The 18,364-nt window shown below is 39.8% G+C and carries 16 protein-coding genes and 1 pseudogene; 5 read left to right on the top strand and 12 right to left on the bottom strand.

Annotated elements, in window-relative coordinates; all coding sequences use genetic code 11:
* Positions 1 to 44 precede the first annotated feature (44 nt).
* Positions 45 to 3,734, bottom strand: a complete 3,690-nt coding sequence (locus tag ASU03_RS14420) for a PKD domain-containing protein (RefSeq protein ID WP_057832495.1) — start codon at positions 3,732 to 3,734, stop codon at positions 45 to 47.
* Positions 3,735 to 4,557: 823 nt separating this feature from the next.
* On the opposite strand from ASU03_RS14420, the gene ASU03_RS14415 reads away from it, so the two are divergent.
* Positions 4,558 to 5,433, top strand: a complete 876-nt coding sequence (locus ASU03_RS14415) for a DMT family transporter (RefSeq protein ID WP_082627295.1) — start codon at positions 4,558 to 4,560, stop codon at positions 5,431 to 5,433.
* A 117-nt stretch (positions 5,434 to 5,550) separates the two neighbouring features.
* On the opposite strand, the gene ASU03_RS14410 is transcribed toward ASU03_RS14415, so the two are convergent.
* The 6 genes and pseudogenes from ASU03_RS14410 to ASU03_RS14390 all read right to left on the bottom strand — a co-directional run bounded on the left by ASU03_RS14410 (position 5,551) and on the right by ASU03_RS14390 (position 8,950).
* Entirely contained in the window at positions 5,551 to 5,766 is a 216-nt protein-coding gene (locus ASU03_RS14410; RefSeq protein WP_057832494.1) for a transporter suffix domain-containing protein, read from the bottom strand.
* A gap of 72 nt (positions 5,767 to 5,838) precedes the next feature.
* A complete protein-coding gene (locus ASU03_RS14405; RefSeq protein ID WP_057832493.1) occupies positions 5,839 to 6,501 on the bottom strand; it encodes an NAD(P)H-dependent oxidoreductase in 663 nt (220 codons plus the stop codon).
* Positions 6,502 to 6,777: 276 nt separating this feature from the next.
* Positions 6,778 to 6,891, bottom strand: a pseudogene (locus ASU03_RS21550) (DUF998 domain-containing protein); the annotation flags it as partial.
* A gap of 401 nt (positions 6,892 to 7,292) precedes the next feature.
* Positions 7,293 to 7,658: an MmcQ/YjbR family DNA-binding protein gene (locus tag ASU03_RS14400; protein WP_057832492.1), complete on the bottom strand. Its 366-nt coding sequence runs from the start codon at positions 7,656 to 7,658 to the stop codon at positions 7,293 to 7,295.
* Between the two features lie 93 nt (positions 7,659 to 7,751).
* Positions 7,752 to 8,063: a cupin domain-containing protein gene (locus ASU03_RS14395; RefSeq protein ID WP_057832491.1), complete on the bottom strand. Its 312-nt coding sequence runs from the start codon at positions 8,061 to 8,063 to the stop codon at positions 7,752 to 7,754.
* Between the two features lie 32 nt (positions 8,064 to 8,095).
* Positions 8,096 to 8,950, bottom strand: a complete 855-nt coding sequence (locus ASU03_RS14390; protein WP_057832490.1) for a hypothetical protein — start codon at positions 8,948 to 8,950, stop codon at positions 8,096 to 8,098.
* Positions 8,951 to 9,191: 241 nt separating this feature from the next.
* Between ASU03_RS14390 and ASU03_RS20820 the strand changes: the two genes are divergently transcribed.
* The 3 genes from ASU03_RS20820 to ASU03_RS14380 all read left to right on the top strand — a co-directional run bounded on the left by ASU03_RS20820 (position 9,192) and on the right by ASU03_RS14380 (position 10,687).
* Positions 9,192 to 9,362 (top strand): hypothetical protein, encoded by a 171-nt coding sequence (locus tag ASU03_RS20820; RefSeq protein WP_157465920.1) that lies wholly within the window; start codon positions 9,192 to 9,194, stop codon positions 9,360 to 9,362.
* 224 nt (positions 9,363 to 9,586) lie between these two features.
* Positions 9,587 to 10,000 carry a VF530 family DNA-binding protein gene (locus ASU03_RS14385; protein ID WP_057832489.1) on the top strand — a complete coding sequence of 138 codons (414 nt, stop codon included), beginning with the start codon at positions 9,587 to 9,589 and terminating at the stop codon, positions 9,998 to 10,000.
* Between the two features lie 48 nt (positions 10,001 to 10,048).
* On the top strand, positions 10,049 to 10,687 hold the full coding sequence (locus ASU03_RS14380) for an alpha-ketoglutarate-dependent dioxygenase AlkB family protein (protein ID WP_057832488.1): 639 nt from the start codon (positions 10,049 to 10,051) through the stop codon (positions 10,685 to 10,687).
* Between the two features lie 239 nt (positions 10,688 to 10,926).
* Here the strand turns inward: ASU03_RS14380 and ASU03_RS20815 are convergent, their stop codons facing one another.
* The 4 genes from ASU03_RS20815 to ASU03_RS14365 all read right to left on the bottom strand — a co-directional run bounded on the left by ASU03_RS20815 (position 10,927) and on the right by ASU03_RS14365 (position 15,611).
* Positions 10,927 to 11,100: a hypothetical protein gene (locus ASU03_RS20815; protein ID WP_157465919.1), complete on the bottom strand. Its 174-nt coding sequence runs from the start codon at positions 11,098 to 11,100 to the stop codon at positions 10,927 to 10,929.
* A 93-nt stretch (positions 11,101 to 11,193) separates the two neighbouring features.
* Positions 11,194 to 11,742, bottom strand: a complete 549-nt coding sequence (locus ASU03_RS14375) for a hypothetical protein (RefSeq protein ID WP_057832487.1) — start codon at positions 11,740 to 11,742, stop codon at positions 11,194 to 11,196.
* A gap of 226 nt (positions 11,743 to 11,968) precedes the next feature.
* Positions 11,969 to 13,303 carry a multifunctional CCA addition/repair protein gene (locus tag ASU03_RS14370; RefSeq protein ID WP_057832486.1) on the bottom strand — a complete coding sequence of 445 codons (1,335 nt, stop codon included), beginning with the start codon at positions 13,301 to 13,303 and terminating at the stop codon, positions 11,969 to 11,971.
* A 142-nt stretch (positions 13,304 to 13,445) separates the two neighbouring features.
* Positions 13,446 to 15,611 (bottom strand): TonB-dependent receptor, encoded by a 2,166-nt coding sequence (locus ASU03_RS14365; protein ID WP_057832952.1) that lies wholly within the window; start codon positions 15,609 to 15,611, stop codon positions 13,446 to 13,448.
* 169 nt (positions 15,612 to 15,780) lie between these two features.
* Here ASU03_RS14365 and ASU03_RS14360 point away from each other — a divergent pair, with 169 nt between their 5' ends.
* Positions 15,781 to 17,496: an AAA family ATPase gene (locus ASU03_RS14360; RefSeq protein ID WP_057832485.1), complete on the top strand. Its 1,716-nt coding sequence runs from the start codon at positions 15,781 to 15,783 to the stop codon at positions 17,494 to 17,496.
* Between the two features lie 113 nt (positions 17,497 to 17,609).
* Here the strand turns inward: ASU03_RS14360 and leuD are convergent, their stop codons facing one another.
* Complete coding sequence (gene leuD, locus ASU03_RS14355; protein WP_057832484.1) at positions 17,610 to 18,206, bottom strand: 3-isopropylmalate dehydratase small subunit; 597 nt, start codon at positions 18,204 to 18,206, stop codon at positions 17,610 to 17,612.
* Positions 18,207 to 18,364: the final 158 nt, after the last annotated feature.

Below are 18,364 nucleotides of genomic sequence, written 5' to 3'. Positions count from 1 at the left end.
AGCCAGCCACATGACTGGCTTCTTTTATTTTTTAGATGTGAGTTTTATTGAGCAGGGCGACAACCCTGAACATCAAAATCAACCACTATGGTTGCGCCAGAGCTGGCACCGGTAAGCTCTATATAACTCCAGTAATCCATTTCTGGCGTTAACTCAAGGTAGATACAAGCTTGATTATTTGCTTCAGTTGAAGAGGCATCAAAACCGCCATTATTAAGGTTTACCCAGCCGCTATTACGGTAATACAGTGATAAATCACCCGTGCCATGGGCAACAGTAATCGCGATGCTTTGATGGTTATTAATATCAGGTACTGAGAAGCTTTGGCTGCTGTCTGCACCTAAACAAGTAACACTGCCTGCTTCTAACGTGCCATCAACAAAAGCTGGCTGAGCTGCACAGCTATCAGCTAATGGTCCGTAATTTACATTAAGGGCAATAGTATCTGTTGCTGTCATACCATCATTGTCCGTTACGGTCAGTGTTACGTTGAAGCTACCTACTTGTTCAAAGCTATGGCTCGGGTTGGTTTGGTTACTTGTTGCACCGTCACCAAAATCCCATGAATAACTCACAATGCGTCCGTATTGATCATTTGAACCGGCACTACTAAAGGTTATAGAGTTAAATTGCTCTACGTTATCATTGCCCGTAGCAACTGCTGTTGGTGGTTGTGGTGGTGGTGCAATTGAGCTACAGCGATCATAAGAACATAAACTTCTCATTAATCTAACATCACGAGAGTTAATGATACCGTCACCATTTAAGTCAAATGATGCATCTAACGCTTGTCCACGACGAAGCGCTAAACCAAAAGCGCGAATATCAAGTCTGTCAACATCACCGTCGCCATCCATATCACCCGCAGGGTTAATAATAACTGTCGCTGTAGCGGTAGCCATTGCGCCATCGTTATCGGTAACCGTTAAGCTAATGTTATATTGACCCGCTTGTGCATAGTTATGCTGAGGATTTTCTAAGTCACTAGTATTACCGTCACCTAAGTTCCACAAGTAGCTAACAATGTGACCATCTTCATCCATTGAACCGGCACTACTCAGCGTTAAGGCATTGCCGGTAAAACCGGTATAACTTGCACCTGCTTGCGCAATTGGCAACTCGTTAGGCATTGAATGGTCGGCATCATCTCTAATGTCGTAATACGCTTTAAAGGTAACGTCACTGTAAGCATCAAAAGGGTCAATCATGACATTAAATATGCCACCCTCTGTGAACTGACAGCTTTCTAATGCACCTGGACCGTCCCAAGGACGACAAGTAAAGGATTCAATAGATACCGCTTTGTTTTGACTCACATGTAAATCTGGATCTCCATTTGAACCGGCAACAATTTCAATCACTACCAGAGATGCAGCAGTGGGTACACTGAATTTATAAGTACGGGGTTCACTACCTTTAGCCGCAGATAAACCTATTTCTTCGGTTAAATAAACACGACTACAACCGTCACATAACACCGCATCGTTTGGATTGTATAAAGTGATATTAACAACCGTATTAGTAGTACTACTGATACCCATGTTATCAGTAACCGTTAAGCTGGCGTTGTATTGACCTAGTTGGTTATAAACATAAACTGGATTAATTTCAGTGCTACTTTCACCGTTACCAAAATCCCAAAGGTAGCTAACAAGTTTGCCATCTACATCTGTTGAAGAGTCACCGTTAAAGTGTACTTCATGGTCAAGCATTGCTTGATAAGTTGGTGCTGTAATGGCGAAAGGTGGCTGATTGCTATCATCACTTGTTTCATAATACACATGCAATTCGCCATCCCAATACTCAGCAAAGGGGTCGATTAAGATATTAAAGGTGCCACCTTGGTCAAATTCACAATACTCAGCTAATTTAGCGGCGCTAAATGGCGCACAATCAGCAGCTTGAGTATCAACGGCTTTATTGCGGCTAACATACATGTCTGGATCACCGCCGTAAGCACCGGCAAAAACGACAACTACTTTTTCAGCGCTATCAGGGATAGTAAATTGATAGTTTTTCGGCGCTATACCTGCAGCTGACCATAAACCGGCTTGCTTAATAACATGGTAGCGTTTATTTCCCTTAGCTAATAAAGGATCTTCAACCGCTAATATTTGCAAGTTAGCTTTATCGTAAGCGCTAAAAGCATGTACTGTGGCGTGATATGAATCCGTTGTTTTTGGTCCTAAGACACCAATAAACTCTGGCGTAGCTGCAGACAAGAATGAAATATAATCTGCTTGCCAAGAACCATCCGTTTGTAGAGTCGAAGCTTGACCAACAGATACATACATATCAGGATCTTGGCTATAGCCAGATAAGTAAAATGCCAAAGCTTCAGTGCCATCAGGCACATCAACGACAAAAGTATCGATGGCATCTATTTCTGCTGATAAGTTATCAAAACTAGCGATAACCTCGCCCGTTGGACCATTATCCGTACCTGAAATACCATCCCACGGATGATCAGCATTGCTGGTGTAAGCTGTTAAACCGGTAGCAATTAGGTTGTCATTGGACCAAAGTGTTGCCCGTGCGTCGCCATGTAAAGCAGCGGTCATACGTGCTACTTGCCCTTGAGTAAACATGGCATAATTGCTGGTATAGTGCATGAAGTTTTCGGTGTTGGTCGGCTGACCAAGACAGTTTTTCGAGTTTTCATACATGTCAGTTGATAACGACATTTGTGGTGTATCACAGCTTCTATCGCCGGTTAAAGCACAAAAGGTTTCGTTTTCTAATGAACAGCTATTATCGGCAAAGGTATGTGGTAGATTCAACCAATGGCCAAACTCATGGGTTAATACCGAACGGAAATTTTCATCGGTATTATCACCAACATACCAACCGTTATAAACCACGCGCGAGGTGTTGGCTTGGCTCATTGCTACATCAGGATACCAAGCAACGCCTGAGTTATTGGTTGAACCATCATCATACAAGTCGTTCATAATATAAACGTTCATGTACTTAAAGTTATCCCAAGCATCCCCTGCAATGGCCGTATCAGCGCCAGCGCCATTACCATAACCTGCTTGCTCACGCCCGTAACGTACAATACCTGTGGTGTCAGCACCCGTTGGAGATTTCTTAGCTAAAACAAACTCAACATTTAAGTTGTCACGAATAGCTTGAAACTGTGGAGCAATCGGGCCATCTTGGGTATTGGTGCCTTGAAAATCTTCATTAAGGCGTTGTAGTGCATCAACTATTTTTGCATCGGTTAAGCAGCTTTGGGCGGCATCATCACAGGTGAAATCTGCTCCATAAACATGAAAAACTACCGGAATATAATAACGTCCCGCTACACCATTGTCGGCTACACCAGAAGTTGCCGCTAAGGTGCTGGTTCTAGCCATACGGCTAGTTGCCAAAGATCTACTTGATAACGATCTACGGGTCTTGCTAGCTGACAAGGTAAATTGTTTAAGCTCTTTAGTTAATTTTTTTTGTAATTTACTCCAATCCTGACCGTTTTCATCAATGGCACAAACTTGATTTGCTGCACTAACGCGAGACTGATGAACATTACGACTTTTCAGTAAACTTTTTGCTAGGGTATTGCCCTTAACAAGCGTTTTTGGTTTCACCGGCGAGGCCTGTTTACTTGCCTTTATTTTTAATTCTTTAGCAAGGCCATTATCCGACGTTTGCTTTCCTGCTATAGCCGTTAGTGATGCACATAGCACCATTAACATAGACAGACTCATGACTTTATTGTTGATGAGACTCATTTTCTATCCTTGGTTATTATTATATTTTTATCTGATAGCCAACACTTATCTTATCCATAAGTTGATAATTCACTATAAAAGTTTCGGATATCAAAGACTTGTTTTTTATTTGTTAATTCGCTACAAATAAAGGTTTGAAAAATTAAACGACTATAAATCAGGCAAACTTTGTAGCGAAAAACATCATATACAATATTAGATATATTGTATATCTTATATTGCCCGTGTTTTGTTACAAAATTTACATTTTTATAACGTTTAAATAGCCGTTAATAAAAAGGCAAAACGTGCAGTTGGCGGCGTAACAAGGAAAAGATAAAGAAAAAGTATGCTGTTCAAACAGAGATAAATATGAATAGATCAATAAGTTCTAACCGTATTGTTAAAAGATATAGTTACGGGGCGGCTTGTCTTGAAAAATCATTATGACTTTATCTTAGCGTTCTAACATGATGATCTAATTGCTACTTTTAACACCGACCTTGGTCGCATTACCTTGGGTATTGATAACTACCTTAATGCACATTACCAACCACGGGTCTCACAAATGAATAACGAAGTGGTTTGGCAAACATACAGGAACCAATTCAAAGGTTACGGCCGTCGCATCGCTGTTGAATACAGTAATAGCTATTAGCTATAGGCAAACATTAAGCGAGTGAGCGAATACTTGAGCTAACTCGTATATTAGATACGATTAAAGGCTTAAGGTTAATTAACCTTAAGCCTTTTTTCTTAGCCTTCATGGGGTAGAATAGCGCCCGTTTACCGAATTATCCGTTTGGTATAACTCTGCCTCTTACCTATTCGAGTACCCTAGTAAATGTTTACCACCATTAAAAATTCAGTACCAATAAGTGTTTGGTATATGTTGATCTCAGCTTTGGGTTTCGCCTTAATGGCCGCCTGTGTAAAAGAAGTCAGTGGCTTAGGTATTCCTGTGTTAGAAATTGTTGCCGCACGCGCCATAGTCTCGGGTATGATTAGTTACGCTGATATTAAGCGTAAAAAGATCTCCTTGTGGGGGAATAATAAAACCCTGCTGATTGCCCGCGGTACTGTGGGAACGTTTGCCCTAATGTTTGTTTATTATGCGGTAACAACTTTGCCCTTGGCAGAAGCGACGGTATTACAATATTTGCATCCAGTGTTTACCGCTATTCTGGCATTATTTTTTTTGAAAGAAATCATCCAACGCTCAACCATAGCCTGCATCGTTATGAGCTTGATTGGCTTAGTTATTATGATGCAGCCAAACTTGCAAATAGACAGCGGCTTTCAATATCCATGGCTAAGTATTGGCGCGGGGGTACTCGGTGCTTTTGGCAGTGCGGTGGCATATATTATAATTAAAAAGCTGACCAAAACAGATGATAGCTCGGTCATTATATTTTATTTCCCTCTGATCGCCTTGCCCATCTCAATTATTCTCTTGGGTAACGATTTTGTTATGCCTACTTTAGCGGCGACAGGTTTACTGATTTTAATCGGCATATTCACCCAAGTAGGGCAGGTCGGCCTAACAAAAGCACTACACTGCGCCGATGCTAATAAAGCCACGGCTTATGCCTACGTGCAGGTACTGTTTTCGGTCTTTATCGGTTGGGCGTATTTTAGTGAAGTCCCGGTGGTCACCACTATCATGGGCGGTACTTTCATTATGTTCGGCGCGTTAATTAATGTCTTGTGGAAGCGCTGATGATGCCATTGCTATTAGGTAATTAGTATTAGCTAAACTGGCTTAGTTACATCAGCGGGGGCGTTGCGTAGGTTTAGTGGACGGTATTGCGCCGTCCTGACGAAAAACGCGGTAAAGCTAGTTCTTAGCCTTAAAAATAGCCTTTACCTTCAGCCACGCTGCTTTGCCTGATAAGGCGATGGCGGCGAGAAAGAATAGCTCACCAGCAATAATCAGTAAGGTGGTCGCGCCTGCTATTTCATTGTTAGATATATCTATAAATGGCAAGGCCGCAATAATAGCCCAAACTGCAAATGATAAGGCAAAAAATATATAGCCGAATGCCTGTCTCAAAATACACCCTTCATGTTTTCAGCGGAAAAATAATTGTTTTACTCTATTTCTTACCCTATTCACTTGGATACGTTACTGGCCAAAAGGATGGACTTTTGACAGTGTTACTAACTCTTCTCTGACACCGGCTAATTGCTCTGCGTAAATAACTAAACTCTTTAAACCAACCAATAAACGTGATTGCACCTGCGATAAGTTATTATTCAATTGTGGAGCCCATTCTTGCGCTAAGAAATCATCAACATTTTGCACAATGGCATGTAATGGTATCCATGTAAGGTGACTGTTTTTTGCCGCATAACCTTTTAGCAACGAAATAGGATTACTGCCACCACCCGAGGCTGAAACACCGATGGCAAACGCGGGTTTGTGGCCTAGGGGTAAACCGTTGGCCGAGCCATTGGCGGTTAACAATAATAAATTAACGAGGGCCGGGGGGATCATACCGCCCCATTCAGGCGCAATAAACACCACAGCATCACAGCCGTACAACTGAGTTAATACGTCATCTTTATTGTCAGCCAATGCTGCTGAGTCGTCTCTACCCGTGCCAGTTTCACCTGTCCCATCCCGACCGATACCGTAATAGTCTAATAAAAAAGGGTAACGTGATAAATCTACTATTGAAGACTCAACACCTTGCATGTCATTCAATATATTTGTTTGTAGATATTTTGCGACGGCAAAACTGTTAGAGTCATTTCTTTGGCTACTACTTACCAGTAGAATATTCAAGGTCTTCTCCAATAGGTATAACGGCCTGCAGTTTAAAATATCAGGCTGGTAAAATCAGTTATTTTAAAAAATTTAAATTCGTGGACTTTAATCTATGGCTTTGAATAAGCTGGCTATACTAGTAAAAAATTGTCTCAACCGCTATCGGTTGTTGTTTATTGCAGGTTAAATGTTGTTTGTTTCAATCATACTAAAATCAATGAAAAAACACTTAGCTATAGCGAAAAGCTAGTATATCGCCGCCATAACCGATGCCATTAAGAATAAGAGAAAATATAAAGGGATAGTGTCCGTAGTTGGACTAACAGTAGCCGCTAATTCACTACAGAATTGTTTAGCATGATCATAACCAGTATAAAATCGACCTGCTACATAAACATCAATAAAAATCTAGATTGTCGCAATTAATCCCGAAAGAATAGCAATACTTTCAAACACCCACAGACTCCTTTTGTGAATTAAAGCTCTGGTTAATGGGCAAAAGAGGAAGTTTAAAATAGTTAGTAAAATTAGCAGGTTGAAATGCTTGGCTAAAATCATTAACTGAGCCTGCCGTATTTTCTGTTATTTAGTCTTTTGTTATTAGTTTGTTATAGCACAGAACCGATAAGCAAATAAATTTCATAGCGCGGTTGCTATGCTCTTGTTGAATCAGTAGTGGATTTCAGGACAAGTAAGCATCACCGCCTCAGCACTTTGCCAATCACATATTTATCCGTTTACATTTAGGAAGTCGTTCAAAAAAGTGTCGCCCAATCCAAAAAATATATTTTATCATCTTTATCAAAGCGTTAGCCTTGATTTAAACCAAGATCTTTTTGTTTTGTTTTTGTTAAACCGAGTGAAACTATGCGATGGGACTCGCTGAGATAGTACTGTAGGTCTTCATCTTTTTCTTTTTTACTGTCGAATTGTTGTATCCATTTCATGCCGCGATTAGCAAAGTAGGGGGCTGGTTTATAACCATCAGACTCACTTAAAAAGCCAAAATTTAACACTGAGGTTTTAAAAGTAAACGCAGCTTGTTTGTCTTGGGTCCAACCACCAATGGCAAAAACTTTACCATCAACTTTCCATACATGAGAGTTGCCCCATTGCCTTACATAGCTAGTTGCTACTAAAGAGCCACAAAACTTATTAAACTTATCGTAATTCATCAGACCCGCCTTGCCTCATAGTCATATCAATGCCCCTGCAAGCGGCTGATAATACTTTACTAAAATTGTGTAGCGAGGAGGTACGCAGCAAGCTTAATAGAATATAGCTAACCAAACTGTCGCTTCATCCGATGATGTTGCTATCACTCGATGCTGCTCATGGGCTTTGATATTTAGGTAATCACCTTGTTTAAGGGTAACCTTAGCACCATTTATATATTCAATGACCCCGTAACCCGATAAAACAATAAGCCATTCATTATCACTTTGATCGTACCAGCCCGTATCTGGAGAGGTTTGCCCCTTTGATACTATACGTTCAATTCTTAGCTTTTTGGTAATAAGGATATCTTCGAATATTTCATTGGCTAATTCTGCTGGAATATTACTAAATATATTGGCCATTCTCTAAAACCTTTAACTTATTAACAGACTAATTACTTGCTAACATTTACGGTTAGCAAAGCATGTTCAGGGTTAGTTGTTTGTTGTAAATATAGGGTGATTTCTTTGTGTGCTTGGCGAAATGGCTTATAGAGATGGGACTTTAGTTCTTTTTTGACCTGTTTAATCTCAATGCCTTTGATGACACAAAATAATGCCAACGCATAAACCGTTTCTAGTTCAGGTAGTGCTGCTTGTCGGTTAAGGTTGCGGTTATTACACGAGCCACAACCGCCTTTAAATTGGTAAGCGGTATTAGCAAAAATGACACCAAAGCCCATAAAACAGGCGACTAAATCAATGGTTTGCTGCAATACTTCTTTTCCCCCAGGAGGGAGCCTGCCATGTTGATTAACTAAAATACCTGCTTGTATTTGTACTAAATAGGCAATTAAATCTTGCGGTTGGTTAAGCTGACTTGAGTGAAAAGCAATATCTATGCCCATGTCTAAGTCTGACAGCACTTCCTCACCTTCTACTTTGTAACTGATATGAGAGCTTGCATCAGCGGGTTTTTTAGCGGTAATAATCGCGTTTTCACCACGTAGTGATGATTGAAAAAACAACTGCGGCATGGGCTTTTGGCTGAAGGTCTCTGCTGCTACCAGCTTTAGTGGCCATGCAGTCATGCCAGCGTATTTTGTGGTATTAGCAAAAATTGCTGCTGCCATTTCATCGACACTGCTTGAACTACCAGGGTAAAAAGTATTATTAGGTAAGATCAGCTTACTATTATCGTTGAAAAATTCACTATCAAGTTGCTCCATACACCAAGAGAAAGTATCAAAAATCCATTCTTTGCTTGATTCATCAACCACAGGTTTTGTTTTGAAAAAAGTTGATAACATATACGGTTAGCCTATAGCGATTGTTTATTAGCCCATGATAAAGCTTTCGTATTATAAAGCCAGATTAACTAAGGATTTACTCGGTCAATCACTGTGAATAGCAATTCCAATAACTTTATTCCCACGCAGCGAGCATTAAAAGCATTAAAAGCCTTAAAGCAAGGCATAGGGTGACGAGAATAGTTATTCTATTAACATCAATAACGGTAATTTTACCTTCACTGCTGTTCTTACGGTAATTGTGCGGCCAATCTTTATAGACTTTAACGCCTTGATTAAAGCGGGCGGTGGCAGAATTGCAGCAGGAAAAGTCTATAACTTTGGCTTTACCATTGATGACGACACCTTTAATTCGCGTTATCACTATGTTTCATGCGCTTATAAATTAGCACTTGATAACCTCGATGCTTAAGTGAGTATCACTAAGTAATTAGCATTCGCTAAGCATTAAGTTACTAGCTTCAGTGACAAAAAATGAGTCAGGTAAGTGTGAAAATTAAGACCCTGGTTTTGCTTGATAAAGTAAGCTGGGGCTTTTTTATTTTGCCACTTGCTTTAGCTTAACTGGTATAATTAGTTCATTCATACCCGTTAAGTTAAAGCATAATTGCCAATTTAGGCTGTTTAGGAATAATAATGATCAATAAAGATATTTATAAAAATAACCCACTACATGGCACTAGCCTTGAAATAGTATTAACGACTTTAGTTGATCATTACGGTTTTGAAATTTTAGCGGCTTATATGAACTTAAATTGTTTTAAGCAAAATGCCAGTATTGAGTCGAGCCTAAAGTTTTTAAAGAAAACCTCATGGGCGCAAGAAAAGGTTGAAGCTTTTTATATGTATCAATATAACAGCCTACCTAAAGCGGATGATGCCAACTTTGAATTACCACCACGTGATCGTATTGTGCCATCAGGATTAGAGCAAAGACCACCAAAAGAGCTAAGTCTTGAGTCTGCGGAAGAGTTACGCATTAAAATAGCGACGAAAACCCGTGAACGTTCGGCCAATTCAGGCCCTGCCAATCCTTGGGGTAATAGATAAGTTTTCAACGAAAGCTATTAATCTGCACTAAGGCTACTTTATCTAATCATGGATTTATTTTCTACCTTACTCGATGAGCCGCTTAATATATTACCTAACGATGGTGAGGTTAATTATTACGGCGAAATTATGCCGCTTAGTGATAGCGACTTCTACTTTAAGCGGTTACTTAACACCATTGCTTGGCGCTGCGATCAAGCCTTGGTATTTGGCAAACTCATCGAAACGAAAAGAAAAGTCGCTTGGTGCGCAGATACAATTGATGGTAAACCTTTTGCCTATACCTACTCAGGTATTACTAAGCACTCTATAGCTTTTACCCAAGAATTATTAACGCTAAAAAGCTTAGTTGAACAACATAGCAATGAAAGCTATAACTCTTGCCTTTTAAATCTCTATCACTCAGGTGAAGAGGGCATGGCTTGGCACAGTGATGGTGAAAAAGATTTAAAAGAAAATGGCGCTATTGCTTCCTTGAGCTTTGGCGCAGAGCGAAAGTTCGCCTTTAAACACAAACTCTCGAAACAAGTTGTTGCCCTGCAACTGAAACCCGGTAGCTTGTTAGTGATGAAAGGTACTACCCAACAACATTGGTTACACCGATTACCCCCGACCAAAAAAGTATTTGAACCGCGAATAAACCTCACCTTTAGAACTATCGATACTCCCGAGTTAAAACAAAGCTAATGATTTTCTCACTCAGTTTTTGACGTAATATTGGCTTGAAAAATGCATTATTCTTATAGAAAGCTATAGAAAGCTATAGAAATCTATAGATCGAATTAAAACGAATAAGTGTCAAAAAAGCGTATCGAAGGTTAATTAGGGCTAACCTTTTATCAGTCTTGGCCGATAAAAGGTTATAAGAAATAATGTCGAACACTGGCTGTTTTAACTAAGTTTGCGCATCATATTAATGGTGAACATTATGACAATTGAAAAGCAACGGCATTACCTGTTATACGGTAATCGAGCAGTAATCTATGTGGCAAGTTTACTTGGACTGTTTTGTGAGGTGAATCTTGCTTATGTGGTTGCGCTAACCCTTTGGCTTTGGCTACCTCAATGTTTATTGCTGGAATTGAACTTGCTAAAAGCATTCAAGCATTAAGCCTAGTGTTTTAAGTCTAAGTATCAGTCTAAATCTAAGCGGCTAATACTTAAGGACTGGCTCAAGCTTAGCTATTAAGTTCCTAGGCAGTTAGGTATAAATAAGAAGCATTAGTTGGCATTATTAAACTATGGTAAGCATCGACTTGTTTTAGTGCTAATGGCTGATTACTAGCACTAACATTGGCTACTGTTTTTATCGGCTGGATTTTGACTGGTTCATATTCAATAAAATCACCTACACCCTCTTTGACCTTTTGATGGAATTGATATAATTCAGCATAACTATTGGTTAATGCCGATACCGCGCTACTACTTTGATTCACTTGAGTGGAGTTACTGTCAATATTATCCTTGGTACTGGTTTGTAAGTAGATATCAAACAGTTTTTGCTGTTGCTGGTAATATGACTGCATCAAATCAATATCTTTAGCAGTTTGAACGTTGGATTTTACCTGTTCAACTTGCTCAGAAATTTTGTCATCGACACCTTGTTGCACAGTATTCTTTTGTTCAGGCGTTAAAATATCACTTAAATCTGCACGAGGCTCGCCTTGAGGTCTGACAGGAGAAACAGGTTGAATGTTGTACGTTGGTGTTAAGTTACCAGAAGAAGCTATTTGCATTGTCATGTTAACCACCTTTATTTTTTACTAAGTTGTACCAAAATCTGATACGGACTTGATGTAAAGATGATAGTTAAAAGGACAGTAGGTAGTTGTAGTCGTTTGTAAATGTCTTGCAATAAATTGTTGTTTGCTGTGAAGACTAGCTGAACAATATAATTAAGCTAGTCTTCATGCTAAATAACAAGGCTCCAAACAAGATAGTTCCTAGTAGATAGGACTGAGTGCTACTTTATGGGTTAGGGTTTAAATGCGCACAGTCAGCTTTAACTGTCACGATAGCGTTCAGCCTTGCTTTTGCCATCGCTTCTTTTATTGCGATGCCTTGCAAACCTTGCTCAACAAAAGCTTTGGCGCTTACTTGTCTCGCCGCTTTAACTGCCGCTTGTAAGTATTTTTCTTGTGGATAAGGGCGATTTTCAAAACCTAAACGGCCGAGAAAATCAGCCTTACAAGCCATTAAAAAGTAATCAAACTCTTCCGGTTTACGCCAAATATCAAGTTGATTAAACATTTTCAACAAGGTACTGGCTTTAAGCTCAAAGGCTTTATGACAATGTAAGTGATATTCGCATACTTTTAGCGCCAATTGTTTGTAGTGTGAAGGCACTTTCAGTTGCAGACATATCTTCTCAACGAGTGGTAAGCCTGACTTTTCATGACCTTTATGGCTAGGTAATAAATGAGTCTCGGTAACTCCTTTGCCTAAATCGTGACATAAGGCGGCAAAACGTATTGCGGTTTTATGATCTTTTTTATTATCAGCCATGGTATCGGTAAGTAACACTGCTTGCTGTAATACCATCATGGTATGTATGCCACTACAAATTTCCGGGTGCCAAAGCGCAGGGTTGGGAATGCCCCATAAAACCGCCAGTTCAGGCCATAATTCTTCTAGAGCATGGCATTCTTTGAGTACTTGAAAGAATACTTCCGGGTTACCGGAATTAATGTCAGCATTAGCACCACCATCGGCCAAGCTTAATTGCATTTCTTGCCAAACACGTTCAGGGGTTAAGCTTTTTAACTCACCACTGGCACTGATTTCTTGCATCAAGGTAAGCGTTTCATCGGCGATGGTAAAACCGTATTTGTGATAACGTGCAGCAAAACGTGCTACGCGCAGTACCCGTAAAGGGTCTTCAACAAAAGCGTTACTGACATGGCGTAGAATACGATCGTTAAGATCCTTTTGACCATTATAGGGATCGATAATTTCACCATTATCAGTCATTGCCATGGCGTTTACTGTTAGATCACGACGTTTTAGATCTTGTTCAATAGTGACATCGGGGGCGAAGTAGCAACTAAAGCCGGTATAACCTTGGCCTTGCTTTCGCTCTGTACGGGCGAGAGCATATTCTGCTTTTGTTTTTGGGTGTAAAAAAACAGGGAAGTCTTTACCTACTTGTTGGTAACCTAGCTTTAGCATTTCTTCAACACTGCTGCCAACCACTAAATAATCTTTGTCTTTGATCGGACGATTAAGTAATTTGTCGCGCACCGCACCACCGACTAAATAAGTGTTAAGTGGGCTACTTTTACTTTCAGAGTTGTTGCTTAACAAGGTACGACCAAAATGAAGGGAATATTAACTAAAGTGTATCATAAGGCAGCAAAAAATTCAGCGAGGGGCAGTTAGCACCAAGCAACATTGAATGCTGCTTGGTGCTAACTTTTTGCTATTTAGTTGTTGCTAGTATTGCTCATTAAAATTGATAGTTAACGCCAATATTAACCGTGGTGCCTAGACCTTTAATGTTGTAACCATTATAGGTATAACCTTGTGATTTTGTTGGGTAGTAATCTTGATTAAATAAGTTTTCCACGCCGATAAAGGTTGACCAATCTTGGGCGAAATCATAGCTACCACTTACGTTCACTATTTGATAGCTATCAATAGGCCCTTGATCGCCTACATACTTGCCATCAACCGGTTCAAACCGTTTACGATCGCCAACATACAAGTAATTTAACGCTAGGCTGATAGTATTACTTGGCTGCCAGTTTAGGTTTACTGTCGCCTTAGGAGGACTAATTTGTTTTGCGCCTAAAAATACATCGTCTTCGGTATTTTTACCTTCAACCCAGCTATAGGTGGCATTCACTGCCCAAGCGTCGTTGATTTCATAATTGATTAACGCTTCATAACCATATATTTCTTGCGGTGCACGTACCGGCATATGCACACCAGTTTTTTCATCAAATTTATTGGTTGTACCTAACTCAGAAGTACTGAAATACGTGGCAAACTCAAAATGAACTTGTTCTAAATCAGAGCTAAAACCGAGTTCATAATTATCAATAATAGAGGCTTCTGTACGAATAAGTGCAATATCGGTTACTGTCGCAGTACGTAACAAACGGCCGGTATCAGAAATATCTGCGCCTTGCGAGTAGCTAATAAAAGGACTAAAGAGTGGCAGAGCATTATATTTAACGCCAATATTATAAGTAGTGGCTTTATAGTTTAAGGTATCGCCAATGACATTAACGGGTACAGAACACTGGTCAACGTTTTTACATAACTTGAGCGTACTGTAATCATTAACCGTTAAATCAATATCTTCTTGTCTGACCCCAAATTTAATAACAAGGTCATCATTATAAATTAGCTTGGTTTGCAAAAATCCGGCGAGACTTTCCATATCCATTTCAGGCACCCAAATTCTGCCATCTACCATGGGTTGAGAGGTAACATCATTGAGGGCATCGATACCATAAATGAAAGTGGTTTCAACTGAGTCACCATTAGCTAAACTGAAATCAACTCGAGTATTGAAAGTTAGCCTTAAGCCCTTTTTTTCCGATCTTATGAGCGATTGACCGCCAGAGTAACCAGCATCAGGATTAGCCAAGGTTGGCGAATAAAAGAAAATATTTTCTACTTCTTGGCGGTAGAGGTCGACCATCAATCCTGTTTGCGCAAAGATCTCATCATCGACATATTTAAGCATTACATTATGGTTGCTTGGTCCTTGGGGCACACCTAATACCGACTTGCCAGCAGGTACTGCTATTGCTTGGGTTTTTTCTCCGGTATTGGCATTGCCAACCTGGTCGATTAACGCTACGTCTTGTTTAGATTGATAGAAATTATAAGTGAACTGTAAAGATTTTTCATCGTCAAAGTGATAACCCACTTTGGCAAAGTAATCTTGCATTACCGCATCAGAAAGGCCGTATTTTAGACCTAAAATATCGCCGTCAGCATCGCGCTGTAATCCATTTTCTTCGTAACTGGCATTAAAGACGTAATTGAAGTTATTTATTTCACCATTGATGCCGCCTTCATAACGCTGGCCGATTGAATCATCTGTTTTTACTGCACTAAAGCGACTTGAAATACTGGCATGGCCGCTAAGAGCCTTATCACTATTAGCTTTTTTAGTGATGTAATTAATAATACCACCAGCAGCGCCATTACCATAAATTGAAGTAGCACCTTTAATCACTTCAATACGCTCAATAACGCTAACGTCGAGAGTTCTAATACCTAATGAGCCATTACGTAACGGTGTAGACTGCGGCACACCATCAATCATCACTAGGGGCGCTCTGCCTCGCAAAGTTTGCCCTGAATTACTTGATGTGCCGGTACTTGGCGCCATGCCCGGCACTAAGTAAGCTAATAAACTTTGAATTTCCGAAGAAACTTTTAACTGCTGCGCTATTTGTTTTTGGGTGATTATGGTTATCGAAGCGGGAACTTCATCTATGCTTTCTGCAATACGACTACCGGTAACGATAATTCTCTCAATATCTTGTTCGCTAGACTTTTGTTGGACTTGGCTCGTTGGAGTAAGCTGATTCGTTTGACTGTGTGCTTGGCCGGCAATAACGAGTGCCAATAGGGTGAGGGATGTTTTTAACACCATATTTTCCTTATAAGTATTATAATAAGTAATCAATTGACCATACGGTAATGGTAATCGTTACGATTTGCAATTAAATGTTACGCATTTACTCTAATTTTGTTATTCTTTGACATCCGACAAACAAGCGGTTAATTTTGTATCTTAATTTTCCTGCTCAGCAAATGCCATGTACCGCAATTTTTTCTCATTAAGTGAATTACCTTTTTCTATTTCCCCCGATCCTAAATATTTATTTATGAGTGATAGGCATAGGGAGGCTTTAGCACATTTAACTTATGGTTTAGGAGAAACGGGAGGTTTTGCGTTATTAACAGGAGAAGTCGGTACAGGAAAAACCACCATTAGTCGCTGTTTAATGGAACAATTACCTGAAAACACCCAAGCTGCTTTTATTCTTAATCCAACCTTATCCTGCCAAGAATTACTAGCAACTATATGTGATGAATTAAAGATTCGTTATCGAAAAAATGATGCCAGTTTAAAAAACTTAACCGATAAAATTGCCGAAAAGCTGCTGAAAAATCATGACAGTGATATCAATACCTTATTGATTATTGATGAAGCCCAGCATTTACAACCGCAAGTACTAGAGCAGTTACGTTTATTAACTAATTTAGAAACCAATACTAAAAAATTATTACAGGTGATTTTAATTGGACAACCGGAATTACAGCAACTATTACAACGTCGTGACTTACGTCAATTAGCACAACGCATTACTGCTCGCTATCATTTGATGCCGTTAACAAAACTAGAGCTGGATCAGTATATTAAACACCGATTGACGGTTGCAGATTGTGCCAGAACACTTTTTGACAAAGCTGCTTTAGCTAAAATTCATCAGCTATCACAAGGTGTGCCTAGATTAACCAACCTCATTTGTCATAGCGCACTGATGCTGGCCTATAACCAAAATGACAGTGTTGTTAATAAGAAAACAGTCATTGCGGCGGCAGAGCAGGCGTTGGGTGACGACCTAAGTGGTATGCCAGGACAAAAAAATTATAACGGGGTTTTACTGTTTTCCACGGCAGTAAGTGTCGCTGCTTTTTTTGCTTTAGCGGGATTTTGGTGGGGCCAAACACTGCAACCTTTGCACCAAGTCATGGTAAGGACAGTGCAGGAGCGAGTAACTAGCAACCCAGTTCAGCTAAACAGCTCTGAGCTAACAAAAGTTGATGAACATAGTAAAAAACAAGCTGTAATGCATACCAGTAAACAAGTAGCACATACTTCCGCAGACCTGCCTTATGCTAGCCTGAAAAATTCAGTCAGCAATCCAGCAAGCAATACCGACGTTATTACGGCTAAGAAATCTAATAAGGTTACGGATGAAAGTAAAACCGTGAAAGTAGCGGCTATTGAACAGCCAGTTGCTGGGGCAATGACCGACAAGGACAACACTGACAAAATCCTCGTAGTGAGCGGAGAGAAGAAAACCTTAGCAAATAATAAATATCAAGACTATCAAATGAGGGAAGTTGCCGGTGTCTCTAGTGATTTATTAGCACGTTTTCAGGCGGCACTTGATGAAACGAATGATGAAGGCAAAGCGGAATATTTAGCAAATAATAAGTCAGTAAGCGGCTCATTAGCTAAGCGTAATGCCTTTGAGTTAGCTGAAAGCAGTGATAACTCAAGGGCTGCTGTTAGATCGCTTGCTCAAATGCCAAAAAGCTTAAAAAATTCCTTACCGAGCATGACATTTGAACAACATATATATGTCTCAGATGGCAATGGTTGGGTAAAGGTGAATGGTCAAGATCGTTATGAAGGCGACTATATTGGCGATAACGTAGTGGTTGAAAAAATACTACCACAACAGGTTATTCTCTCTTTCCAAGGTGAAACATTTAGCTTACCGGCGTTAACCAACTGGTAGCTTGTTACTCTTTATCGTTGAGTAGTAAAGCTCAAAAAGCCCAGCTAAGGGGCTACTTAACTGGGCTTTTTATATCGACTAAGTGTCGTTATTTCATCAAGTCGCGATTAACGCTACTGCCAAGCAGGCATTTTCGCTTCGAAGGCTTTGATGGTATTAAGTTTATCTAAAGTCCAACCGACACTATCGACACCATTTTCTAAACTGTATTGCTGAAATTCATTCAAGCTAAATTTAAAAGACAGTTCGCCACAAGTAACCACATTATTGGGTAAATCTATTTTTAAAGTTAGCTGAGCATCCGTAGACAGTTGAAATAACTGCTCAATTTCTGCTTCGTTTAATTTAATCGGTAAAAGGCCTACGTTGATACAATTGCTGTAAAAAATATCAGCAAAGCTTGGCGCGATAATTACTTTAAAACCAAATTCTTGCAGTGCCCAAGGTGCATGCTCTCGGCTTGAACCACAACCGAAATTTTCACGGGCTAATAAAATACTAGCACCTTTATATTCGACTTTGTTAAGAATAAAGTCAGGGTTAACTTGCGTGCCGGCATGATCAAGGTAACGGCTATCGTGAAATAAATGCACGCCAAAACCTACGCGTTCAGTTTTTTGTAAAAATTGCTTTGGGATGATTTGATCGGTATCGACATTGGCGATATCTAATGGCACAACCAAACCAGTATGAGTGTTAAATTTTTCCATTTTCTATTCCTCTTTGAGGCAGAGCTTACTATTGTTAGCAAGCTGCCAAATACTGAGTGTCATTTCCGTGATCTTTTAATCGATAATCCATTGTTTTTTATCTTAAAAACAAGAGACTCTTCGATCAGATAATTTGAAGATGACTATTAACTATTGCT

The organism is Colwellia sp. TT2012 (assembly GCF_001440345.1).
Taxonomy (GTDB): Bacteria; Pseudomonadota; Gammaproteobacteria; order Enterobacterales; family Alteromonadaceae; genus Colwellia.
This window is presented reverse-complemented; position numbering and strand designations above follow the sequence as displayed.